This is a genomic window from Leifsonia lichenia (assembly GCF_054780215.1).
This window is the reverse complement of sequence record NZ_BAAGWT010000008.1, coordinates 102,674-125,580: the sequence shown is the minus strand read 5'-3', so window position 1 is coordinate 125,580 and position 22,907 is coordinate 102,674. Positions and strand designations below refer to the sequence as shown.

Below are 22,907 nucleotides of genomic sequence, written 5' to 3'. Positions count from 1 at the left end.
TCAAGGCGACCCCCGCCGACCTCATCCCTTCACACCGGAGCTGGCGACGCTGTCCACGATGTGGCGCTGCGCGATCGAGAAGAGGATCAGCACGGGAATGGATGCGATCACCGCCCCGGCCATCACGATCGCGAAGTGCGTCGAGTACGCCCCCTGGAGCTGGGCGAGGCCGGGCTGCAGGGTGAGGTTCTCCGGGCTGAGCAGCACGTACACGGGCCACAGGAAGTCGTTCCAGTTGGCGAGGAAGCTCAGCACGGCGAGCGTCGCGAGGGCAGGGCGAGCGAGCGGCACAACGATCTGGAGGAAGATCCGGATGTCACCGGCCCCGTCGATCCTGGCCGCCTCCTCGATCTCCACGGGAAGCCCGATGAAGAACTGGCGGAGGAAGAACACGCCGAACGCGCTCGCGGCACCGGGGATGGAGATGGCCCAGATCGTGTCCAGCCAGCCGAGGTTCTGCACGATCAGGTAGTTCGGGATGAGGAAGATGACCGGAGGGACGAGCAGCGTCGCGATGATGGCGCCGAAGACGATCTTCTTTCCCCAGAACTCCAGCCGGGCGAGCGCGTACGCTGCGGCGGAGGCCGTCACCAGGATGATCGCCGTCTGCAGCGTCGCAGCGAGCAGGCTGTTGAGGAACCAGCGGAAGATCGGCTGCTGGCCGCTCGACAGCGTGATGTACGCGTCGACCGACCACGGCGTCGGGAAGACCGAGAACGGGTTCTGGATGGCGTCGCTGTCCGTCTTGAACGAGGTGAGGACGATCCACAGCAGCGGCAGCACGATCAGCAGGGTGACCAGGCAGAGCACGACGTAGAGGATGACCTGACCGGCCGTGCGGCGCGGCGACCGGCGGCGCTGCGCGCGGGCGGGAGGCCGGTCCTCTCCGCTCGCGACAGGCTGCTGGGAGGAGACGGCCGTCATCGGGATGCCCTTTCCGTGCGCTCCCGCTGCAGGCGGAAGTTGACGATGCTGATGATCGCGAGGAACACGAACAGCACATAGCTCATGGCCGACGCCGCTGCCATGTTGTTCTGCGACAGCCCCTGGTCGGAGATGTACATGATCGCGGTTCTGGTCTGGTTGCCTGGGCCGCCCTTGGTCACGATGTACGACTGACCGAACATGTTGGCGGAGGCGAGGATGGTCACCGTGACGACGAACGTCATGACCTGGCGCAGGCCGGGGAGGGTGACGCTGAAGAACTTCCTGATGGGGCCGGCGCCGTCCAGCGCCGCCGCCTCGTAGAGGTCGTTGTTGATGCTTTTGAGCCCGGCGAGGATGATGACCGTGTTGAAGCCGAGGGTCCACCAGACCGTGATGCCGACGAGCGAGACCCAGACCCAGGGCACGTTGACGGTCCACGGGATGTCGGAGGGGAGGCCGAACATCCCGAGCACGTGGTTGACGATTCCGGACTGGGTGTCGAGCAGGTACTTCCAGATCACGCCGATGACGGCGACGCCGAGGACGTACGGTGCGAAGAACACGGCCCGGAAGACCGTGCCGCCGCGGATCTTGCGGTTGAGGAGCTGCGCGATCAGCAGCGGGATCACGAGGAGGAACGGGACGCTCGCGACGGTGAAGATGCCGGTGGCGCCCATCGACTGCCAGAAGTCGCCAGAGGTGGCCGAGTCCGGCGTGAAGAGGTCGATGTAGTTCTTCAGCCCGATGAACTGCTGCGTGTCGCGGAACGGGCTCCAGTTGGTGAGGCTGATCCAGAGGCCGAACACGGCCGGACCGGCGACGAAGACGAGGAACAGGACGAGGAACGGCGCCAAGAAGAGGTACGCCGTCTTCGTACGGCGCGGCGCAGCCAGGTTGGAGCTGCGCCGGGCACGCCGAGGCGGCACCACGGCGTTGCGCCGCGATGCCGCCTCTACAGCGAGCTCATTCGCCATAGGTCTGCTTGTTCTGCTTCAGCAGGGTGTTCGCCTTCTCGACCGCGTCATCGAGCGCCTGCTTGGGCGACTTCTTGCCGGTGACGGCCTCGTTGACCGCGGTGGTGACGGTGGCGGTCACGCTGGTGATGCCGGGGGCGGAGGTCTCGTAGTGCGCGTACGGGAGCTCCTCGAGGAACGGCTTCAGGTTCGGGTACTTCTGCACCAGGGCCGGGTCGTTGCGCACGCTGTTGCTCGCGGGCAGCTCACCGGTGTCCGGCCAGCTCGCCGAGTTGTCGTTCATCCACTTGACGAACGTGGCTGCGGCGGCCGTCTTGTTCTTGTCCTGGCCCTTGTTGTTCATGAACATCCAGTGGGTGGATGAGGACCAGACCGCCTTCTCCGTGCCGATCTGCGGCACCGCGACGGCCGTCCAGTCGAGCTTGTCGAAGGCGGTGTTGGTGGTCTGCCACACGCCGTTCCAGTTGAAGGCCGTCTTCCCGGCGATCAGGGCGTTGATGTTGCCGTCCTGAGCGACGTTGGCCGGGCTGTATCCCTGCTTGATGAGGTCGACCATGTGGGTGAGCGCCTGCACACCGGCGTCCGAGTTGAAGGTGGCCTTGGTGACGTCGTCGTTGAACAGGTCGCCGCCGAACTGCCAGAGCAGCGACTGGAACTCGAAGGTCCCGGTGAAGACGTAGCCGTCGACCCACTCGCCCTGGATGCCCGCCGTCTTGAGCTTGGCGAGCGCATCCATGTACGAGGCCTTGTCGGCCGGGATGGTGGTGGGGTCGACGCCCGCCTGCTTCAGGACGTCCTTGTTCACGTAGAGGCCGAGCGGGGTGACGCTCCACGGGATGCCGTACTGGGCTCCCTTGTACTCGCCTGCCTTCATGAGACCCTCGGGGAAGTCGTCGGCGCTGTAACCGAGGGACTTGACGATGGAGTCGCTCTTGAGCAGCAGGCCCTGGGCGGCGTAGGTGGCGACGTCGTCGCCGTGCGCGACCGCGACGTCTGGACCCTTGCCTGCCTTGACCGCGAGCGGCATCTTCTTGGCCAGGTCCGCCCATTCCATCGGGACGTTCTTGACGACGATGTTCTTGTGCTCGGAGTTGAACTTGTCCACGAGCTTCGGGACGAGGACGGGTGCTGCCCCGCCCGTCCAGCCGTTCCAGAAGGTGACGGTGACTTTGGGCCCGGAGTAGTCGCCGGACGCCACCTCTCCACCGGAGCCGCCGGAGCTGCCGCAGGCGGTGAGTGCGAGGCCGAAGCCCACGGCCACCGCGGCGGCCAGGACCCGCACGGCAGATCGCTTCTTCATGTGATTTCTCTCCCTTGAGTTACAGGCACGAGTCGCGGCAGAGCCGCGCTGCTCTCGAAATTACAGCGCTAGAAATTTGCTGTCAAGCGGTGGACAATTGGTGACTCGGGTCTATGGACCCGCAAAGTAGAGTTCTCATGACGAGAGGAGACGCAGTGGCGGGTGTGCGCTTGCAGGACGTGGCGGAGCTCGCCGGGGTGTCGATGAAGACCGTCTCGAACGTCGTCCACGAGTACCCGCACGTCAGCGACCGGATGCGCGAACGGGTCCAGAAGGCGATCGACGAGCTCGGCTACCGGCCCAACCTGCTCGGCCGCAGGCTCGCGACGGGACGGACGGGACTGCTGGCGCTGGCGTTCGCCGACGTGACCCTCCCGTACTTCGCCGAGCTGGCCCGTCGCGTGTCCGACGTTGCGGAGGAACAGGGCTACCGGGTGCTGCTCGAACAGACCGACGCCACCCTGGAGGGCGAGCGCGCCGCCGTCTCCGGTATCGAGGCGGGGATGGTCGACGGCATCGTCTTCCAGCCGAGCGTGATGAGCTCCTCCGAGCTGGCGCAGACCAGGAGCTCGCTCCCCATGGTCATTCTGGGCGAGGGAGCCGCACCGCTCAGCATCGACCGCGTGATGATCGACAACGTCGCGGCCGCGCGCGAGGCGACAGCGCACCTGCTCGGCCTCGGCCGCCGCAGGATCGCGTTCGCCGGCCACGAACCCGCCGTCCTCTCGCGCACCTCGGAGCTGCGCATCGCCGGATATCAGGCGGCGCTCGAAGACGCCGGCATCATCCCCGACCCTGCCATGCTCATCCCGAGCGACGCCATCTCTCCGGTCGACGGCGCCGCGGCGATCGGGGCGGCCCTGGACGGCGGACTGCAGCTCGACGCGATCATGTGCCGTGACGACCTCGCCGCCATCGGCGCGCTGCGCGCCCTGCAGGAGCGCGGCCTCCGTGTGCCGGAGGACGTCGCGATCACGGGATGGGACAACACGCTCATGACGTCGGTGACCTTCCCCAGCATCACCACCATCGCTCCAGACCTCACCGCGCTCGCGACCAGGGCGATCACGATGCTCTGCGAGCGGATCGACGGCCTGGCGTCGATGGGAAGGCACGAGCTGGTCGGCTACCGCCTGGTGACGCGGGAGAGCGCCCCGCTGGCCTGAGTCATTTCGGCCCGACCGCATCCACTGTTTTACAGCGCTGCATTTCTAGTGCACGATAGTGTCCATGACTTTCCCCGCTGCAAGCGCACTCGACGGAACATACCCACGCCCGCAACTCGTGCGTGAGCAGTGGTGCGACCTGGGCGGCGAGTGGGCGTTCGCCTACGACGATGCGGACGACGGCGTCGCGCAGTCCTGGTTCGCCGACGATGCCGCAGACCGCTTCGACCGCCGGATCGTCGTTCCGTTCCCGCCGGAGTCCCCGGCGTCGGGCATCGGCGACACCGGATTCCACCCCGTGGTCTGGTACCGGCGCACGATCGGCGCGGCCGACCTCGGGGCGATCGAGGGCGCCGACGACGCACCGCGCGTGATCCTGCACTTCGGCGCCGTCGACTACCGCGCCAGCGTCTGGGTCGGCGGCCGGTTCGTCGGCCAGCACGAGGGCGGAGGCTCGCCGTTCTCCTTCGACGTGACGGCCGCGCTCGCCGCGGCCGCGGACAGCCGGGCCGACGTCGCGGTCGTGGTGCGCGCCGAAGACGACCCCGCCGACCTCTCGCAGCCACGAGGCAAGCAGGACTGGCATCGCGAGCCGCACTCGATCTGGTACCACCGCACCACCGGCATCTGGCAGCCCGTGTGGCTCGAGGCCGTGCCCGAGGTGGCGATCGAGCGCATCCACTGGACGCCCGACCTCGTGGCGGGCACAGTGGATGCGCGCATCCGGCTGAACCGCCCTGCCGCCGACGGCGCGGAGCTCACCATCGCGCTGACCTTCGACGGCCGCCCGCTCGGGACGGTGACCGTGCCGGCAGTCGGACGGACGGTCGAGGCGACGGTGCCCCTGCCGCAGCAGCGCAACGGCCAGGCGTACGAGGAACTGCTCTGGTCGCCGGAGCATCCGCGGCTGGTGGATGCGGAGGTGTCCGTCGGCGCCGACAGGGTGCGCTCCTACCTCGGGCTGCGGTCGGCGGCGGTGGCAGCAGGGCGGTTCCTGCTCAACGACCGCCCGTACTACGTGCGCTCAGTGCTCAACCAGGGGTATTGGCCCGAGTCGCACCTCGCGGCCCCGTCTGTGGACGGCCTGCGTGCGGAGGCGCAGCTCATCAAGGACCTCGGCTTCAACGCGGCGCGCCTGCACCAGAAGTACGAGGACCCGCGCTTCCTGTTCTTCGCCGACACCCTCGGTCTGCTGATCTGGGGCGAGTCGCCCGCGGCGTACGAGTTCACCCCGACGGCGGTCACGCGCACCACCCGGGAGTGGGCGGACATCGTCGACCGCGACTACTCGCATCCCTCCATCGTCACCTGGGTGCCGACGAACGAGAGCTGGGGAGTGCAGCACCTCGCGCACGACGGCCGGATGCGCGACTACGCCGCCGCCCTCGTCTCGCTGACCAAGGCGCTCGACCCCACCCGTCCCGTGATCTCGAACGACGGGTGGGAGCACGTCGACTCCGACATTCTCTCCATCCACGACTACGAGGCGTCCGGCGAGGTGGTCGCCGCCCGCTACGGCTCTGCCTCGGCGGTGGAGCAGCTCTTCGACGGTCTCGGTCCTGCCGGTCGCCGGATGCTCGTCCGCGGTGAGCGTGACGCGAACACGCCCGTGATGCTGACCGAGTTCGGCGGCGTCTCGTTCGTGGACCGCGCGCACGAGGTGGACGGCGCCTGGGGCTACTCGGCCGCGTCGAGCCAGGAAGACTTCGCCGACCGCGTCGGCGCCCTGCTGGCGGCGACGCTGGCGAGCCCGGTGCTGGCCGGGTTCTGCTACACCCAGCTCGCCGACACGGGCCAGGAGACCAACGGCCTGGTGACCGACGACCGCCGCCCGAAGGTCGCGATCGAGCGCATCCGGGAGATGGTGCAGGGCCGGCACGCCTGACGGCCGGTTTCAGTCCTCCGGCGTGGCCGCGCCGACTTCTCGACGCCGGCGAGCGGCGACCCCGGAATGGTTCCTTCCATCGAGCCGATGGAGGCCGGCCTTCACGTAACGTTCCGTGTATGTGTTCTTGATACGGTATGTCTTCTATGAAGAATGTTGATTGCCGGGGCGGTCGGCGTTGTCGTGCTCGACGGTTCTCGGGGGGCGCCCGTGCGTTTTGACGGTCGGGACTGGTCGCCGTTGCTTCTCGATTCGGACCCTGCTCCGGGGGATGTGGATGCGGTGGCGGCGTGGATGTCGGAGTTGCAGGCGCATTCGGAGCGGTACCGCCAGCGGGCGGAGACGATGTACGCGGTCCTGGCGACGGTGGGCGCCGGGGCGTGGTCGGGGCTCGCGGCTGACGCGTTCCGTGCGCGATTGCGTGTGGTCGCTGATGCGACGAGCGTCGCGTCGACCAGGCACGGTGAAGCGGGCGCCGCTGCGCGGGGGTGGGCGCAGGCGATGTTCGACGCACAGTACGTGGTGGATCGGGCGCTCGTGTCGGCGGAGGAGGCAGAGCACGACATCGCCGTGGCGCAGGCTGCAGTGACTGCGCTGACCGGGGATCACCTGACGTTGCTCGATGCGGTGGCGACGCTGGAGAGAGCGTCCTCGGTTTCGCGTACTCCGGCGGGTGCTGAGTTGTTCGCGGCACGTCAACGCGCCGAAGAGGTGAACATGACGTTGATTCGTTCCCGGCGCAGTCTGGAGGATGCCGAGGAGTGTCTGGAGGATGCGCGGGCGAAGGCACGGGACGCGAAGCAAGAGTATGAGCACGCCGCGGCGCAGTTCGTGCGCTTGTTGGAGGCGGCGACGAACGGGGCCATCGCTCGAGCGGCCACGGCGGAACTGAACGACTTCACGTCGGGGGTGGTGAAGCTCAGCACCATCGACGCGAGCGGCCGCCCGGGCGGGGTGGCGCTGATGACGGTGCTGCAACGCCTCACGGTGAGCGAGCTCACGCTGTTGCTGGCGGGTGATCCGGGGCTTCTGCAACGGTTCTGGGACACACCGCCGAACCCGGAGGTCGTCGCGGGCTGGTGGAACGGACTCACCCCGGACGCCCGGACCGCGCTGCTGGAAGCAGCGCCGGGGCTCGTGGGCAACCTTCCCGGGATACCGTTCACCGATCGCGACACCGCGAACAGGATCAGCCTCGAGCTAGCGCAGAACAACCCCGATCTCACGCCTGACCGGCAGGCCGTGCTCACGAAGATGGCGCAGGCGCTGAAAGAGCCTGCCGATGAGGTTCCCGTGCAGTTGGTGGCGTTCAACTTCTTCACCGAACCGCCGATGGTCGCCGTGGGGTACGGCGATCTCGACACCTGCGAGAACACCACCTGGTGCGTGGCAGGGATGGACTCCGGAGCCAGAGACGCTCTCGGTGGCTGGACCGACGCCGCCAAGAACCTCTACCTCACTCAACACGATCTCGGCATCAATCGTCCTGGAGTGGTCGCGTGCTTGGAGTATGACAACCCGGACGTGTTCGGTGTGGTCGACAGCGACGCGGCGAAGAAGGGCGCGCCCCGGTTCGCCGCCGAGCTTGACGGCAACGCCGCCACCCGGGAGGTGTTCGGACCTGGACCGGTTCCGATAGCGGTCACCGCCCATTCGTACGGGACCACGATGGCCTCGATCGCGCTCACCCTCACCCGCACACCGGTGGATGCGTTCGTGCTGGTCGCCTCCGCCGGGATCGACACCTCCCTGGTGCCGTCGCTGTCGGCTCTGCACGCTGACCACGTCTACACCACCGCCGCCACCCCCGACCAGCTCGCGCCGGTCGGCGCGGCGATCTCGGGTCGTGCTGAACCCAATCCCGAGGTCGCCTACGGGACCAACTACGCCATCGGCGGGGCCGAAGCGTTCTCCTCCGACGGTGACGGCAAGGCCCTGGAACCGGTCGACGGGCACAACGCCATCGGCGAGAAGGGGAACACGGGCAACAGCGGCCCCCTCACCCTCAATGCGGTCCCCTCCGAAGGGCACGGCTACTACGACCGCGACACACAGTCGCTGTACAACATCGCGGCCACCACCACCGGTCAGCCCGGCACGGTGAGCGGCGGACTGACCGACACCACCCCAGGGGCGGACCAGCACAACATCATCGCCAGCTTCTTCGCCGGCGCGAGCCTGGCTCCCCGAGGTTGAGACAGCCCATGACTCCCATCACCGTCCGCACCGCCACCGTTCTGCTCTCCCTCGCCACCACGCTGACCCTTGGAGGTTGCGCCATGACCACCCCACCCGACCCCGCACCCCAGAAGACCGGGCAGCAACTCCGCACCCAGATAATTGCCGACACGGTCGCCGCGATCGCCGCGTCCGGCATCCCCGACGGGTGGACCCTCGGCCCGCAGCCCGGGGCCCGCGCGTGGGACCCCGACGCGAAAGAGTTCATCGGCGCAACCTGCTCCACCATGGCCGACGGCACGAGAACGCAGCGCTTCGATGTCAATCTCTACCACGCGCCCGTCGGTGATCCGGTGGCATTCGCGAACATGATGGGCGATTACTGGAGAGACCAGGGCTACATCGTCAGCACCGTGATCCCCACCATCACCAGCCCGGGCGGAAATCATTACACCCAGATTCGCGCCGACCGTGCCGACGGTACGCTTGCCGCCGGCGTGGTCGGGCAGGACAAACTCTTCGTCCTGAAGTCCTATTCCGAGTGCTCCACGGACCCCACCCTGGAGATGTTCGCCGGGCCCACCGGGTACCGCGTCTTCGACACGCTCGAACGCACCCCGTACCACCCCACCCACAGCCCGACCATCACCCCGTACCCCGAACCCTGAGCGCGAGAACCTGCGATCACGATCGCGGACAAGCCGCCCCTCCTGGGCACGCCGACGGAGAGCAGCCGGGACTCAGTCCTGGGCGGAGCTCCGGGAGGCGCCCGCGTCGAGGCGGCGGGCGAGGGTTTCGCGGCGGCGCGTGAGCACGGCGATGGTCTGGTCGAGGTCGGCGATGCTGTCGCGGTATGCGGCGAGGGATGCGGAGCACTCGTCGCTGAACTGGTGGCCGGTGCCGAGGCATTCGATGAACGGCGTCGCCTTGCTGGGGGAGATGCCCGAGTTCGCCAGCTCGCGGATCTCGGTGACGGCACGCACCTGCTCGTCGGTGTAGTCGCGGTACCCGTTGGGGAGCCGGTCGGGCAGCACGAGGCCGAGGCTCTCGTAGTAGCGCACGGCTTTGACCGTGACGCCTGCCCGTTGGGCGAGTTCGCTGATCTGCATGGCTTCCTCCGCCCACAGCGTAAACCCTGACCCGTGGGTCAAGGTCAATCGGGCGTACACTAGTTAGTGCACTAACGAATTGAGGAGATCATGTCCGGAAGCTTCATGCGCTGGTACACCCGGATGAACGAGAAGCTGATCAGCGTCGCCGGCCCCGCCCAGCTCGGCGCTGGCCACCCGGAGGGCCCCGACCACCGCTCCGCTGCGTCGCCGTGCCCGATCTGCGGGCGGCCGATGACGGAGCACACCGTGCTCCGGCCGGAGGGTCAGCGCGACGCCACCCGCCTCGTCTGCCCGTGACGAAACTGTAACCAGCTCAGGGGGTTCGCGACGCGGCCGCGATGATCGCGTGCAACCCCTCGCGCAGATGCTCCAGCTCGCTGACCGGCAGTCCGAGCCTGGCCACGATCTGGCCGGGGATCTTCTCCGCCTCGCTCCGCAGCGCCCTGCCGCTCGCGGTGAGCGTGACCTCGAGCGTGCGCTCGTCGCTCGTGCTCCGCTTCCGCTCCACATACCCGGTCGCTTCGAGCCGCTTCAGCAGGGGCGACAGCGTGGCGGGCTCCAACTGCAGAGCCTCGCTGAGCTCTTTCACCGACCGTGGGTCGCGCTCCCATAGGGCGAGCATCACCAGATACTGCGGATGCGTCAGCGAGAGCGGATCGAGCACCGGCCGGTACAGGGCGATCACGCTGCGAGCGGCGACGGCGAGGCCGAAGCACACCTGGTTCTCCAGGGCGAGCAGGTCATCGGGCACCTCCCGATTCTACGTCCGACGACGGCGGGCGAGCCTGCCGACACCGATCCAGGCGCCAGCGACGAGCAGCGCGGCCGCCGCGAGCAGCGCCGGCGTCGCATCCACGACGGACCCCGTTGCCGCGAGGTCGCCAGACCCTGAACCGGTTCCCGCTGTCCCCGTCCCAGGGCCAGGCGTCGCCGGTGGCGTAACGGGAGGCGTGGTCGGCGGCGTGGTCGGCGGCACGACGACCGGCGCGACCACCGTGTAGTCCTCCGCGCCGAAGGTCTCCCCCGCTGCCGTGATCGTCACGGTCTTCGTGAGCGGATCGGTCGTCGTGTATCCGTCGGGCAGCGTGAGGTCGATCGTGTACGTTCCCGGCACCAGCCCTGTCGCACCGTACGCGCCACTCGGGTCCGTGGTCACGGTGGCGGTGCCCGCCGGACCGTCGATGGTGACCGTCGCGCCTGCGACGCCTGCCCCTGTCGTGTCGAGCACCGTTCCGGCGATGTCTCCCGTCTTGGCCAGCGCGAAGTCCACGCCCGTGACATCCGTCGTCGCCACGGTGACGGGGAGGCTGCCAGCACCATCGGTCACCAGGCCGTCCGGCGGCGTGACGGTCACCGTGTACGAGCCTGCCGGGATGCGCGGGAAGCTGTAGCTGCCGTCCGCGGCGGTCACCGCGCTCACGGAGCCGCCCGGCCCTGTCGCGGTCACGGTCACCCCGCCCACCCCATCGCCCGAGGCCGTCACGGCCCCGCTGATGGTCGGGTTGGCGGCCACGACGAAGTCCTGGCCGGTGATCGGCGTCGACGACCCCTGCGGGATGGTGAACGGCAGCGGTCCGCTGCTCAGGGTGTAGCCGTCCGGCACCGTGAGCAGCGCCTGGTGCGTGCCGACCGGCACCGTGTCGAAGAGATAGCTGCCGTCAGGGTTCGTGGTCACCGAGGCGGTGCCGATGGTCACCGTCGCTCCGGCGATCGGCTGGCCGTTCGCGTCCTTCACGGTTCCACTGACCGCGACGGGGACGATGTCGCGCACGGCGAAGTCGACCACCGCATCCGCTGCGCTCAGATCGGCTGGGGCCGTGGCTGCGGTCACCGCGATCTTGCCCAGCGGCGGCGTGATCGAGACCGTGTACCCGCTGGTCGCGAGGAAGCCGGGGAACGCGTAGTGGCCGCCCCCGCTGGTCGTCGCGGTTCCCACCACGGTGCCGTTCGCATCCGTCAGCGTCACGGGCACGCCGTCCAGAGGGCCGGTGTTGGCGTCGGTGACGGTTCCGGAGATGTCGCGGGCGAGCGAGGCGAACCAGGTCTGGAAGACCGGGAAGCCGGTGACCCTGGTGTACACGAAGGTGAGGGACGCGATCGGCGCGTTCGGCTCGAACCATGCCGATGCCCCCGCGGTGTCGAGGGACTTCGGGTTGGTGACGGGGTCGCCGCTGAGCGTCCTGGTGGCCGGATCCCAGGCCGGCACATCGGCCGGCGTCTGCGTCGGCGTGCAGACGCCGGGGACGCAGTAGTTGAAGCTGCTGCGGTAGCCGAGCTGCGCCGCCGTCAGCGGCACCCCGTCCGGGCCGAGTGCGCGGACCTGCACCTTGTCCGCGTCGATGTCGCCGAGCACGAACGTCCAGCCGGAGGTCGGCGTCGGTGTGCGGAAGCTGTACGTCGTGGTCGACGGCGATGTCGCGTTGTCCGCCCTCGGTCGCAGGTTGAGGTACGGCTTGCCCTGGCTCGACCCGTACTTCGCCCCGACCGGCGTCGCAGCGGCTAGCCAGGTGGATGCGCCGGAGATGACGCCGACCGAACCCGAGCGGGAGTCGCTGGTCACGTCCGCGATCAGGGGCGGGTTGTTCGCCACCGTCACCGTGGTCGTGTAATTGTTGCTCGTGCCGGTGAGAGGGGCCCAGCCCGCCCACTGCGACGTGGTCGCGGCCGACGCGGACGAGGAGAGGATGAGGGGCGCCGCAAGCGCGGCGAGGAGGACAGGGGCGGCGATGCGGAGTCGGAGGCGCATGTCCGCCAGGCTAACCCCGTGCCGCGCCAGGAAGAAGGGGCGGTTTCGGGCGGCGTCAGAAGTCGTCGGAGCGCGTGCGCTTCTCCTGGACGCGCTCACCGGTCGCCGGGTCGATGCCGCCACGGCTCACGGTCGTCGTCCTGCGCCTGCGAAGCATGAAGATCAGCGACAGCACGAACACCACCACGCCCGCGCCCATCAGGATGTAACCGACGAGCTGCACATCGATCCACGACACCTGCACGTTCAGCGCGAACGCGAGGATCGCGCCGACCACCACCAAGAAGATCCCACTGCCGACGCCCATCTGGTTTCCCTTCGGTCACGTGCGGCACACGTTACTCCGGTCGGACCCGCGGGGCGACGTTCATTCGGCGCGGGAGAACTCCGACGCCCGCGCCACCTGCTCTGCGGTGAGGGCGACGCCCGTGTACCGCTCGAACTGGCGTGCAGCTTGCAGGGCGATCACCTCGGCGCCCGTGATGACGGTGGCCCCTGCTGCGCGGCCCGCCACGATCAGCGGCGTCTCCGACGGGAACGCCACCACGTCGAACACGGTGGATGCGGCGGCGATGTGCCCGCCGGAGAACGCCGTCACGTGCTCGCTCTCCCCGCGCATCCCGAGCGGGGTGACGTTGACGATCACGTCGAAGCCGGGCTCCGGGTCGGCGGCCACCCAGGCGTAGTCGTACTTCTCCGCGAGCGATGCGCCGGCCGACTCGTTGCGGGCGACGATGGTGAGGTCGTCGAAGCCGGCGCCGCGGAAGGCGGCCACGACCGCTTTCGCCATTCCGCCTGAGCCGCGCAACAGCACGCGCTGCGCCGGGTCCACCCGGTGTTCGGCGAGCAGAGCGGCCACCGCCTCGTAGTCGGTGTTGGATGCGGTCAGCACGCCGTCGTCGTTGACCACCGTGTTCACCGACTCGATCGCGAGAGCGGACGGCTCCATCACGTCGACCAGCGGGATGATCGCCTCCTTGAACGGCATCGACACCGAGCAGCCGCGGATGCCGAGAGCCCGGATGCCGCGCACGGCGCCGTCGAGGTCGGTGGTGGTGAACGCCTTGTAGATGAAGTTCAGGCCGAGTTCGTCGTAGAGATAGTTGTGGAACCGGGTTCCGATGTTGCTCGGCCGGGCGGCGAGCGACATGCAGACCTGCATGTCCTTGTTCAGGATGGGCATTGGCCCATTCTCGCACCGCTCAGCGCGCGAGCATCCGCTCGAACTCCTTCGTGCGGTGCCCCACCGCGAACCACGCGATGGTGCCGCCGAGCGGCAGCATCAGGATGGTGACCATCCAGATCGTCTGCGCCTGCCAGGTCAGCGAACGGTCGCGGACGATCTGCACGAAGGCGACCACCACGAGCGTCAGGTATGTGATCGCCGCTGCTGCCCCCAGCACGACGAGGATGAGCCCCCCGAAATTCATGAGGCTCAGCTTAGGTGGTACGCCCTGTCTGCCGCACGTCCGAACACGTCCGATCGCTCGTCGGCGCTCAGGCCGGCGACGAGTTCGCGGGTGATGCGCATCGTCTCCGTGTACGGTCCGGCGAGCGTTGAGACCGGCCAGTCTCCGCCGAACAGCACCCTGGCCGGGCCGAACGCGTCGAGCACGTGCTCCGCGTACGGCCGCAGATCGTCGGCGGTCGCCCGCCCGGCCGCACCGAGCGTGGTGAGCCCGGAGAGCTTGACGAAGACACCCGGATGCGCGGCGAGCCTGGTCATCAGGGACGCCCACGGCTCCGCGCCGCCGTCGGCGGCTCCGACGGGCGGTGTGCCGAGGTGGTCGATCACGAGCCGGAGCCCCGGCAGCGCTTCGGCGAGCGAGAGTGCGTGCTCCAGGTGCCGGGGGAGCACCCCGATCACGTCGAACGCGAGACCCCGGTCGGCGAGGAGCGCGAGCGAGCGGTGGACCGCATCCCGTGCCAGCCAGTCGGCGTCCGGCTCGTCGTGGATGAGGTGACGCACCCCCACGAAATCGGGATGCGCCGACCACGCGTCGAGCTGAGCGGCGGCCGCGGCCGGGTCGAGCAGGTCGACCCAGGCCACGACGCCGGCGATGAGAGAGGAGGAGGCCGCGACGGCGAACATCGCCTCCGAGTCCTCCAGCGAGTTCGCCGCCTGGACGAGCACGGCGCCGTCGACGCCCTCCTGCCGCAACTGCGGTTCGATCTCCGCGAACGCGAACGTGCGGTTGATCGGAGCGAGCGCGTCGGTCAGCCACGGGTATGCGACCCGATCGAGGTCCCAGAGGTGCAGGTGGGCGTCGACGGTCATGCTCAGGCCGCCAGGTCGAAGCGGATGAGGGTGGGACCGGCGACAGCGGGCTCCGGCAGCGAGACGGAGAGGGTGTCCCCGTCGCGCGTCACGGCCACCGGCGTTCCGTCTGCGAGGCGTGCCGACGCCGCGTCGACCGCGGCGGAGACGCCGGAGAGCGAGACCGCTCCCGCCGCATCCACGAAGGCGTTCGCGACGTCGCCGCTGCGCGTCCAGCGCACCCACGGCCCTGCGCCGGGCTCGCCGGCGGACGGACCGGCGATCGCCGCATCCAGGGTCGACGACCCGAACACCGCGTCACCGTTGACCGCGTTCCACGCCGCGAGGTGCTCCAGCGTCTGGCGCTGCAGCTCCGGCACGGTTCCGCGGGCGGTGAGGCCGACGTTGAGCAGCAGGTTGCCGCCGCGCGACACGATGTCCACGAACGTCTTCACCGCATCCGGACCGCTCAGCAGGTGCGTCTCGTCTTCGAGGGTGTTGTGGCCGAAGGAGTATCCGATGCCCCGGCAGTTCTCCCAGCCGCCTTCGCCCTCCACGCTGAGGCCCTGCTGGTACTCGCTGGTGCGGAAGTCCCAGTGCGTCGTGCCCCAGCGGTCGTTGGCGACGCCGTCCGGGGTGGTGGCGTAGAACTTCTCGAACAGGTTCTCCATCGAGAACGGCCCGGACGGCTTGCCGGCGTCCGGCCACTCGATGTCGCCCCAGAGCACGTCGGGCGTGTAGCGCTCGATCAGGTCTTCGACGTGCTTGTACGCGTACTCCGCATACGCGGCGTCGACGGGGCGGCCGAACTCCTGGCCCTCGTCGGTGATCGGGGGGAGCTGCGAGAAGTGCCAGTCGAGGCCGCCGGAGTAGTACACACCGAAGCGGAGGCCCGCATCCCGGGTGGCCTTCTCGAACGCGCCGATCAGGTCGCGCTTGGGGCCGCGGGCCACCGTGTTGCGCCCGTCGGTTCCCGGAGCGTCCCAGAGGGTGACGCCGTCGTGGTGCTTGGTGGTCGGCACGAAGTAGCCGGCGCCTGTGCTCTTCACCAGGGCGATGAACGCGTCAGGGTCGAACTCGTCGGGGTGCCAGGCGTCGATGAAGTCGTCGTACGGGGCGCCGCCGAACGCGTCTCGCTGGTGCTGGGCAGCAGGGCTGTCCTCGATGCGGATGGTGTTGTAGTACCACTCTGCGTAAGGATTGTGTGCGAACCAGTACTGCTTCTCGATGGTGCCGAGCTCGCCGATCGGCTCTGCCCAGGCGGGTACGGAATACGGACCCCAGTGCACGAAGATGCCGAGCTTCGCGTCGCTGAACCAGGACGGGAGGTCGCGCTCGAACCGCTGGTAGTTCTCGGGGCGGACGGGGTCGTCAGTGAACATTGCCACGCTGAGATTCTCCTTCTTCGCTGAATGGATTGTGGGACGCATCCCGATTCCATATCCTATAGGCAATAGCATCCCTACTCAAAGGAGAGTTCTCCCCGTGGATTCGACCCTCACCGCTCTACCCGACTCCTTCGTGCGTCCGAACGACTTCCAGCTCCCAGGCGGGGAATGGTTCATCGGCGCCGGATTCGGTCTGTTCGTGCACTGGGATCACGCCAGCCAGCAAGGCATCGAGATCTCCTGGCCGCTCGTCGGCCGGTCCATCATCCCCGGCTCCGACGCGGTGGAGGACACCGTCAGCGTCGAGCAATACCAGTCGACGGCACCCACCTTCGATCCCGTCGAATGGGATGCGGTCGCGCTCGCAGCACTCGCCAAGCGCGCTGGCGCGCGCTACGTCGTGTTCACCGCGCGCCACCACGCCGGGTACTCGATGTTCCACACCGAGCACTCCGGCTTCGGCATCGAGCACTCGCCGTTCGGCCGCGACATCACCCGCGAGTTCGTCGACGCTATCCGTGCCGAGGGCATCCGGGTGGGCATCTACTACAGCCTCCCGGACTGGAACCACCCGGACTACCCGGCCTTCCAGGACAGCGACCGGCCGTACCCGCTCGAGCACTGGCCCGCCGCGGGAGACCCGGCCAACGCCGGCACGCCGGTCGCCGACGACAAGCACCGCCGCCCCTCCGCGGAGGCGTGGACGCGCTACCAGGACTACCTGCGCGGCCAGCTCACCGAGCTGCTGACGAACTACGGCACCATCGACCTGCTCTGGTTCGACGGCGAGTGGGAGCGCTCGGAGCCCGAGTGGGACAGCGCAGGGCTGCGTGCGCTGATCAAGTCGCTGCAGCCGGATGTGGTCATCAACGACCGCCTGCTCGGCCAGGGCGACTACAAGACGCCGGAGCAGGGCTTCCCCGTCACGGCGCCGACCGGTCCGTGGGAGCTGTGCCTCACGATCGGGCAGATGTGGGCCTGGCGCCCTGGTGACACCAAGAGCAAGTCGACCACCTCGCTCGTGACCACTCTGATCGAGGTGGCGAGCCGCGGGGGCAACCTGCTGCTCAACATCGGCCCGAAGGGCGACGGCAGCCTCAACGAGTCGCAGGTGCAGACGCTGGACGAGATCGGCGGCTGGATGGATGCGCACGCCGAGAGCGTCGTCGGCGTCTCGCCGACCGTCGGAGTCGACTACTACGGTCCGTCGACCGCGCGCCCCGGCACGATCTACCTGCACCTGGTGATGCGGCCGATCGAGCAGGTGATCGTGCGCGGCATCCCGGTGGGCCGGGTCAGCGGCATCCGGCTGCTGGCCACGGGCGAGAGCCTGCCGTACGAGGTCAACTACGAGGTGCACGAGCAGGCGTCGCGGGATGTGGAGCCGCTCGGCGAGCTGCTGATCCCCGCGCCCGGCGCATCCGGGGCCGTCGTCGACGTGATCGCGATCGACTTCGCCTGACGGCAGACCCGGTCGACTACTTGACCTGCTGGGGCGCATCCGCTTATGCTCCCCATAACCTATATCAAAGACCCTATAGGATCGTGGATCCGGAGCCCGGCAGGGCCCCTCCGCGAAACAGCAGGCTCAGTAGGCGATCACATTTGATGAATCCAATGGAGGAGGCACAGCAAGTGACACCACGAAGCAAGCGCGCGGCGAGCAGGATCGGAACCGCAATCGTACTGGCAGGAGCGCTCACCGCACTCGCGGGATGCGCGGGCGGCGGGGGCGGGAACGCATCCGGTGGCCCCATCTCGATGTACACCTGGGTGAGCAGTCAGAGCGACCGCGACCAGTGGCAGGGCTTCATCGACCTCGGCAAGAAGGTCGACCCGAAGCTCGACGTGACCATCGACGGACCGAGCTTCAACGACTACTGGACGAAGGTCAAGACCCGTCTCAGCGGCTCCAACCCGCCCTGCCTGCTCACCACGCAGGCCGCGCGTGCACAGGAGCTCGGCGGGCTGCTCATGCCGCTGAACGACCTGATCAAGAAGTACAAACTCGACACCTCGGCGTTCGACTCGTCCATGCTCAAGGGCATGACGGTCGACGGCACCATCCGCGCCATCCCGTACGACGCAGAGCCGATCGTCCTCTACTACAACGTGGATGCGTTCAAGAAGGCCGGCCTGGAGCTCCCGAGCACCACGTACACGCGTGAGCAGTTCCTCTCCGACGCGAAGAAGCTCACCACGGCCGACCACAAGGCGCTCGCCATCGAGCCCGGCTTCTTCATCCCCAACGCCTGGGCCATCGCCGACGGCGCGGAGGCGGTGAAGAACGGCAAGCTCGACCTGACCAACTCCAAGCTGGTCGACCAGGTGCAGTCGTACTTCGACCTGGTCAGCAAGGAAGGCATCGCGGCGGCGCCGAACGCGGCCGACGGCTCCGACGTCGCTCAGGCGGCGTTCACCGGCGGCACGGCGGACATGCTGATCGAGGGTCCGTGGATGTACGGCACCTTCGCCAGCGCCGCCAAGTTCCAGATGGGCGTGACCATCGTCCCGTCCACCTCGGGCAAGGCGCACGGCATGACGGCGGGCTCCGGCTTCGGCATCGCGAAGAACTGCAAGGACCCGGACGGCGCGTTCAAGGCCATCCAGGCGATGACCGACACCAGCGTGCTCAAGGGCCAGGCGGAGAAGCGCGGCATCGTGCCCTCCCGCGCAGACGCCCAGTCGGCGTGGGCCGACGGCAAGACGCCCGAGGCGGCCGCGGCCGTGCAGGCGCTCCTCGGCAACGCCACCGCGCAGCTCACCACCCCCACCTGGAACCAGGTGGAGACCCTGTTCACCCAGTACGGCGTCGAAGGGTACCGCGGTGACAAGACGGCAAAGGACGTGATGAACACGATCCAGAACTCGGTGGGGCAGTAGCCGCATGGCTTCCCCACTGATCACGGGCGCCGTCGTCTCGAAGGAGACGGCGGCGCCCGCCGCGCCCGAAACGCGCCCGTTCGGCGTGCCCCACCCCACCCCGCCGCGGGCGAACAAGAAGCGCAAAGGCGACGGCCTCGTCGCGCTCGCCTACCTGTGGCCAGGGCTCGCAGGGTTCACCTTCTTCATCCTGGTCCCGCTGCTCGGCTCGCTGGTCATCAGCCTGTTCGAGTGGCCGCTGTTCGGCACCCCGACCTTCGTCGGTTTCGCCAACTACCAGAAGCTGTTCTCCGACCCCACGTTCTACACGGTCCTGATCAACACGGTGATCTTCGCGTTCGTTTACACAGCGCTCAATCTGGTGCTCGCACTGGCCGTCTCGCTGTGGCTGAACACGAGGATCAAGTTCTCCGGATTCTGGAGGGTGATCTTCTTCCTCCCCGCCATCACGCCGATGGTCGCCAACGCCCTGGTGTGGCGCCTGCTGCTCAGCGACAACGGTCTGGTGAACTCTGCTCTCGCATCCGTCGGCATCCAGGGACCGAGCTGGCTGTCGGATGCGTCGTTCGCCCTGTTCTCGGTGATCGCGATGTCGGTGTGGCAGTCGTTCGGCTACAACGTGATCGTGCTCTCCGCCGGTCTCGGCAGCATCCCGAAGGAGATCCTCGAGGCGTCCAGGATGGACGGAACGAGCGCCTGGCAGCGGCTGCGGTCGATCATCCTGCCGATGATCTCTCCTTCGCTGTTCTTCACCATGACGATGACCATGATCGGCGCGTTCCAGGTGTTCGTGCAGCCGCAGATCCTGACCCAGGGCGGCCCGGGCGAGTCGACCAACACGTTCGTGCTCTACCTGTACCGCAACGGCTTCGTGTTCGACAGGCTCGGCTACGCATCCGCCCTCGCCTGGATCCTGTTCATCGTCGTGATGCTCATCACCGCCCTGCAGTTCGCCGGGCAGAAGAAGTGGGTGAACTATGACAAGTGAGACGCTGACGCCCGCACGGGACGCCGTGACCCGCCGCAAGCCCCGGATGCGCCGCGCCCAGAAGGTCACAGCCACCAAGACCTGGCTCAACACCCTGGTGATGGCGATCGTGGCCCTGGTGTTCACTTTCCCGTTCATCTGGATGTTCTTCTCGGCCCTCAAGCCGGAGTCCGAGGTGTTCTCGGCGAAGCCGACGTTCATCGGTTCCGAGGTCAAGTGGTCGAACTTCGTGGACGCGTGGACCCTGGTGCCGTTCGGGCGCTTCATCTTCAACGGCTTCTTCGTCGCGATCATGGGCGCGCTGCTGTCGGTGATCGTCGCCGTGCTGTCCGCGTACGCGTTCTCCCGGCTGCGGTTCAAGTACCGCGACCGCATCTTCCTGCTCTACGTGCTGACGCTCGTGCTCCCGCAGGAAGTGCTGGTCGTGCCGCTGTTCATCATGATGAACCAGCTCGGCCTGGTCGACACGTACACGGCGCTGATCATCCCGTTCGCGTTCACCGCGTTCGGCACGTTCCTGCTGCGGCAGTTCTTCCTGACCATCCCGATCGAGTTCGAGGAGGCGGCGCTGATCGACGGCGCATCCCGGTTCAGGACGCTGTGGTCGGTGCTGCTCCCGCAGCTCACCGCTCCGCTGTCCGTGCTCGGGGTGTTCTCGTTCGTCGGCTACTACAACTCGTATCTCTGGCCGCTGATCATCATCAACAGTCAGGAGCTCGCGACCGTCCCGCTCGGCCTCTCGATGTTCACCGGGGAGCACGGCACCCAGTGGAGCCTGATGATGGCCGCGTCCACCCTCGCGATCATCCCGTCGCTCATCATCGTGGCCGTGCTGCAGCGCCAGCTCATCAAGGGCGTCGCCCTCGGCGGCTTCGGCGGCCGGTGACGGAAACGCGCACGCGCAGACGACACCCGGCCCACAATTCAGGAAAGCAGATCAGATGACCCTCGCACCGCCCATCGACCGCATCGCCGTGGACGGCACCATCGTCTTCGCCGAGGCGTGGCTGAGCGATCTCGAAGTGGAGACCGTCCGCACGGATGCTGTGCAGTCGTTCGTGAAGCAGGAGACCATCTTCGTGCGCATCCGGACAGCCGGGGGCGTGGAGGGCGTCGGCTACAGCTACACGATCGGCACCGGCGGCGGCGCGGTGCTCAGCCTGCTGCGCACCGGCCTGCTGGAGGTGCTGCTCGGGATGGACGCGAACCGTCCGGAGGCCGTGTGGCGGGCGCTGTTCTCGTCGACCCGCGCCACCACCGTCGGGCTGATCACGTCGCTCGCGCTCGCCGCGGTGGACACCGCAGTGTGGGATGCGCGCTGCAAGGCCGCCGGCCTGCCGCTGTGGGTGGCGGCCGGCGGCGCGCGCCCGAGCATCCCGTTGTACGACACCGAGGGCGGCTGGCTGCACTTCACCACGGAGGAGCTCGTCGCGCAGGCTGTGGCGTCGAAGGCGCTCGGGATGAACGGGGTGAAGATCAAGGTCGGCAAGCCGCGCGGGCACGAGGACTTCGACCGGCTCGCCGCTGTGCGGGATGCTGTCGGCCCCGGCATGGACATCATGGTCGACGCGAACCAGTCGATGACGGCGGCGGAGGCCATCCGGCGGGCCGCCCTGTTCGAGAAGCTGGACATCTTCTGGTTCGAGGAGCCGTTGCCCGCCGAGGACGTCGCCGGGCATCGGCGGCTCGCGGAGGCCACCAGCCTGCCCGTCGCGGTGGGGGAGTCGATCTACTCGGTGGGGCACTTCCGCGAGTATCTGCAGGCGGGCGCCGCCTCGATCGTGCAGGTGGATGTCGCGCGGGTCGGCGGCATCACGCCGTGGCTGAAGGTCGCGCACCTGGCGGAGGCGTTCAACGTGTCCGTGGCTCCGCACTTCCTGATGGAGCTGCACGTCTCGCTGTGCTGCGCCATCCCGAACGCGCTCTACCTGGAGCACATCCCGCAGCTCCGCGCCGTGACCCGCAGAGAGATGATCGTGCGCGACGGAGCCGGCATCGCCCCGACCGCGCCCGGGCTCGGCATCGAATGGGACTTCGACGCCATCGACGACCTGAGGGTCGGCTGAGCAGAATGGACATCGTGAACACCCTCACCGCATCCCGTGCCTATGGCCGCAGCGGATTGACCGTCGGGCCGATCGGCTACGGCGTCGCCGCTCTCGGCAACCTCTACCGTCCGCTCGCCGACGACGTCTGGCCCGGCATCGTGCCCGCAGCGTGGGAGGCGGGCATCCGGTACTTCGACACGGCCCCGCACTACGGTCTCGGCCTGGCGGAGCAGCGTCTCGGTCTCGGACTGCAGCAGCACGACCGGGATGCGTTCGTGCTGTCGACCAAGGTCGGCCGCGTGCTCGAACCCAATCCCGGCTACCGCGACGGCGACACGGACATCGCCAACCTGTTCGCCGTTCCGTCTACCACGCGGCGGCGGATGGACTACTCGCGCGACGGCGTCCTGCGCTCGATCGAGGACTCGCTGACCAGGCTCGGCCTCGACCGCATCGACGTGGTGTTCGTCCACGACCCCGACGAGCACGAGCGCGAGGCGCTCGACGGCGCGTTCCCCGCCCTGGACGAGCTGCGGGCGCAGGGCGTGATCCGCTCGTACGGCGCGGGCATGAACCAGTCGGCGATGCTCACCAGGTTCGTGAGGGAGACCGACCTCGACATCGTGATGTGCGCCGGCCGGTACACGCTGCTCGACCAGGCGGCCGAGCATGACCTGCTTCCCGCCGCCGCAGAGCGCGGGGTGTCCGTCGCGGTCGCCGCGGTGTTCAACTCTGGCATCCTGGCCACCGACCGGCCGGTCCAGGGGGCGACGTACAACTACGGCACCGCGCCCGATGCGCTGGTCCAGCGCGCCTCCCGGATCGCGGACATCGCGGCCGCATACGGCGTGACGGTCCCGCAACTCGCCGTGCAGTTCCCGCTGCGCCACCCTGCCGTCGCGACCGTCGTGCTCGGCGCGGACTCCGCCGACCAGATCACCCGCAACGCCGGGCTTGCGGCCGTCCCCGTGCCAGACGCACTCTGGGCGGAACTCGCGGAGGCCGGGCTGCTGCCGTGAGAATCCTGCATCCTCTATCCTCTCTTTCGCTCCGAC

22 protein-coding genes are annotated in these 22,907 nt (G+C 68.2%); 11 read left to right on the top strand and 11 right to left on the bottom strand.

Annotated features, from left to right (window positions below; all coding sequences use genetic code 11):
* Nucleotides 1-21: 21 nt before the first annotated feature.
* Genes ACYVGI_RS13695 through ACYVGI_RS13685 form a run of 3 tightly spaced genes read right to left on the bottom strand, consistent with a single transcriptional unit; the run spans nt 22 to nt 3,201 of the window.
* A complete protein-coding gene (locus ACYVGI_RS13695) occupies nt 22-924 on the bottom strand; it encodes a carbohydrate ABC transporter permease (RefSeq protein ID WP_460633165.1) in 903 nt (300 codons plus the stop codon).
* The gene (locus ACYVGI_RS13690) at nt 921-1,901 is read right to left on the bottom strand and encodes a carbohydrate ABC transporter permease (protein WP_460633164.1); all 981 of its coding nucleotides are present in this window, start codon (nt 1,899-1,901) and stop codon (nt 921-923) included. The genes ACYVGI_RS13695 and ACYVGI_RS13690 overlap by 4 nt, the downstream gene beginning before the upstream one ends.
* A complete protein-coding gene (locus tag ACYVGI_RS13685) occupies nt 1,891-3,201 on the bottom strand; it encodes an ABC transporter substrate-binding protein (protein ID WP_460633163.1) in 1,311 nt (436 codons plus the stop codon). The genes ACYVGI_RS13690 and ACYVGI_RS13685 overlap by 11 nt, the downstream gene beginning before the upstream one ends.
* A gap of 137 nt (nt 3,202-3,338) precedes the next feature.
* On the opposite strand from ACYVGI_RS13685, the gene ACYVGI_RS13680 reads away from it, so the two are divergent.
* The 4 genes from ACYVGI_RS13680 to ACYVGI_RS13665 all read left to right on the top strand — a co-directional run bounded on the left by ACYVGI_RS13680 (nt 3,339) and on the right by ACYVGI_RS13665 (nt 9,098).
* Entirely contained in the window at nt 3,339-4,367 is a 1,029-nt protein-coding gene (locus tag ACYVGI_RS13680) for a LacI family DNA-binding transcriptional regulator (RefSeq protein ID WP_460633162.1), read from the top strand.
* 64 nt (nt 4,368-4,431) lie between these two features.
* A complete protein-coding gene (locus ACYVGI_RS13675; protein ID WP_460633161.1) occupies nt 4,432-6,252 on the top strand; it encodes a glycoside hydrolase family 2 protein in 1,821 nt (606 codons plus the stop codon).
* Between the two features lie 273 nt (nt 6,253-6,525).
* Nucleotides 6,526-8,448, top strand: coding sequence for an alpha/beta hydrolase (locus tag ACYVGI_RS13670; RefSeq protein ID WP_460633160.1), 1,923 nt, complete (start codon nt 6,526-6,528; stop codon nt 8,446-8,448).
* A gap of 8 nt (nt 8,449-8,456) precedes the next feature.
* The gene (locus ACYVGI_RS13665) at nt 8,457-9,098 is read left to right on the top strand and encodes a hypothetical protein (protein ID WP_460633159.1); all 642 of its coding nucleotides are present in this window, start codon (nt 8,457-8,459) and stop codon (nt 9,096-9,098) included.
* Nucleotides 9,099-9,170: 72 nt separating this feature from the next.
* On the opposite strand, the gene ACYVGI_RS13660 is transcribed toward ACYVGI_RS13665, so the two are convergent.
* The gene (locus ACYVGI_RS13660) at nt 9,171-9,539 is read right to left on the bottom strand and encodes a MerR family transcriptional regulator (RefSeq protein ID WP_460633158.1); all 369 of its coding nucleotides are present in this window, start codon (nt 9,537-9,539) and stop codon (nt 9,171-9,173) included.
* A gap of 90 nt (nt 9,540-9,629) precedes the next feature.
* On the opposite strand from ACYVGI_RS13660, the gene ACYVGI_RS13655 reads away from it, so the two are divergent.
* Complete coding sequence (locus tag ACYVGI_RS13655; RefSeq protein WP_055897053.1) at nt 9,630-9,839, top strand: hypothetical protein; 210 nt, start codon at nt 9,630-9,632, stop codon at nt 9,837-9,839.
* Between the two features lie 16 nt (nt 9,840-9,855).
* On the opposite strand, the gene ACYVGI_RS13650 is transcribed toward ACYVGI_RS13655, so the two are convergent.
* The 7 genes from ACYVGI_RS13650 to ACYVGI_RS13620 are packed head-to-tail and all read right to left on the bottom strand — an operon-like array spanning nt 9,856 to nt 15,927.
* Nucleotides 9,856-10,293, bottom strand: coding sequence for a MarR family winged helix-turn-helix transcriptional regulator (locus ACYVGI_RS13650; protein ID WP_460633157.1), 438 nt, complete (start codon nt 10,291-10,293; stop codon nt 9,856-9,858).
* Between the two features lie 9 nt (nt 10,294-10,302).
* Nucleotides 10,303-12,288 (bottom strand): MSCRAMM family protein, encoded by a 1,986-nt coding sequence (locus tag ACYVGI_RS13645; protein ID WP_460633156.1) that lies wholly within the window; start codon nt 12,286-12,288, stop codon nt 10,303-10,305.
* A gap of 55 nt (nt 12,289-12,343) precedes the next feature.
* A complete protein-coding gene (locus ACYVGI_RS13640) occupies nt 12,344-12,595 on the bottom strand; it encodes a DUF6458 family protein (RefSeq protein ID WP_460633155.1) in 252 nt (83 codons plus the stop codon).
* A 60-nt stretch (nt 12,596-12,655) separates the two neighbouring features.
* Entirely contained in the window at nt 12,656-13,471 is an 816-nt protein-coding gene (locus ACYVGI_RS13635) for a shikimate 5-dehydrogenase (protein WP_460633154.1), read from the bottom strand.
* 19 nt (nt 13,472-13,490) lie between these two features.
* Nucleotides 13,491-13,718, bottom strand: coding sequence for a PLDc N-terminal domain-containing protein (locus ACYVGI_RS13630; RefSeq protein ID WP_460633153.1), 228 nt, complete (start codon nt 13,716-13,718; stop codon nt 13,491-13,493).
* Between the two features lie 5 nt (nt 13,719-13,723).
* The gene (locus tag ACYVGI_RS13625; RefSeq protein WP_460633152.1) at nt 13,724-14,566 is read right to left on the bottom strand and encodes an amidohydrolase family protein; all 843 of its coding nucleotides are present in this window, start codon (nt 14,564-14,566) and stop codon (nt 13,724-13,726) included.
* Between the two features lie 2 nt (nt 14,567-14,568).
* Nucleotides 14,569-15,927, bottom strand: a complete 1,359-nt coding sequence (locus ACYVGI_RS13620; protein WP_460633407.1) for an alpha-L-fucosidase — start codon at nt 15,925-15,927, stop codon at nt 14,569-14,571.
* A 103-nt stretch (nt 15,928-16,030) separates the two neighbouring features.
* On the opposite strand from ACYVGI_RS13620, the gene ACYVGI_RS13615 reads away from it, so the two are divergent.
* The 6 genes from ACYVGI_RS13615 (at nt 16,031) to ACYVGI_RS13590 (ending at nt 22,871) form a co-directional block, all read left to right on the top strand.
* The gene (locus tag ACYVGI_RS13615; protein ID WP_460633151.1) at nt 16,031-17,395 is read left to right on the top strand and encodes an alpha-L-fucosidase; all 1,365 of its coding nucleotides are present in this window, start codon (nt 16,031-16,033) and stop codon (nt 17,393-17,395) included.
* Between the two features lie 173 nt (nt 17,396-17,568).
* A complete protein-coding gene (locus ACYVGI_RS13610) occupies nt 17,569-18,816 on the top strand; it encodes an ABC transporter substrate-binding protein (protein ID WP_460633150.1) in 1,248 nt (415 codons plus the stop codon).
* A gap of 4 nt (nt 18,817-18,820) precedes the next feature.
* On the top strand, nt 18,821-19,804 hold the full coding sequence (locus ACYVGI_RS13605; RefSeq protein ID WP_460633149.1) for a carbohydrate ABC transporter permease: 984 nt from the start codon (nt 18,821-18,823) through the stop codon (nt 19,802-19,804).
* On the top strand, nt 19,794-20,690 hold the full coding sequence (locus tag ACYVGI_RS13600; RefSeq protein WP_460633148.1) for a carbohydrate ABC transporter permease: 897 nt from the start codon (nt 19,794-19,796) through the stop codon (nt 20,688-20,690). Before ACYVGI_RS13605 ends, ACYVGI_RS13600 begins: the two co-directional genes overlap by 11 nt.
* A gap of 55 nt (nt 20,691-20,745) precedes the next feature.
* Nucleotides 20,746-21,870, top strand: a complete 1,125-nt coding sequence (locus tag ACYVGI_RS13595; RefSeq protein WP_460633147.1) for a mandelate racemase/muconate lactonizing enzyme family protein — start codon at nt 20,746-20,748, stop codon at nt 21,868-21,870.
* 14 nt (nt 21,871-21,884) lie between these two features.
* Nucleotides 21,885-22,871 (top strand): aldo/keto reductase, encoded by a 987-nt coding sequence (locus ACYVGI_RS13590; protein ID WP_460633146.1) that lies wholly within the window; start codon nt 21,885-21,887, stop codon nt 22,869-22,871.
* The last annotated feature ends 36 nt before the right edge of the window (nt 22,872-22,907 follow it).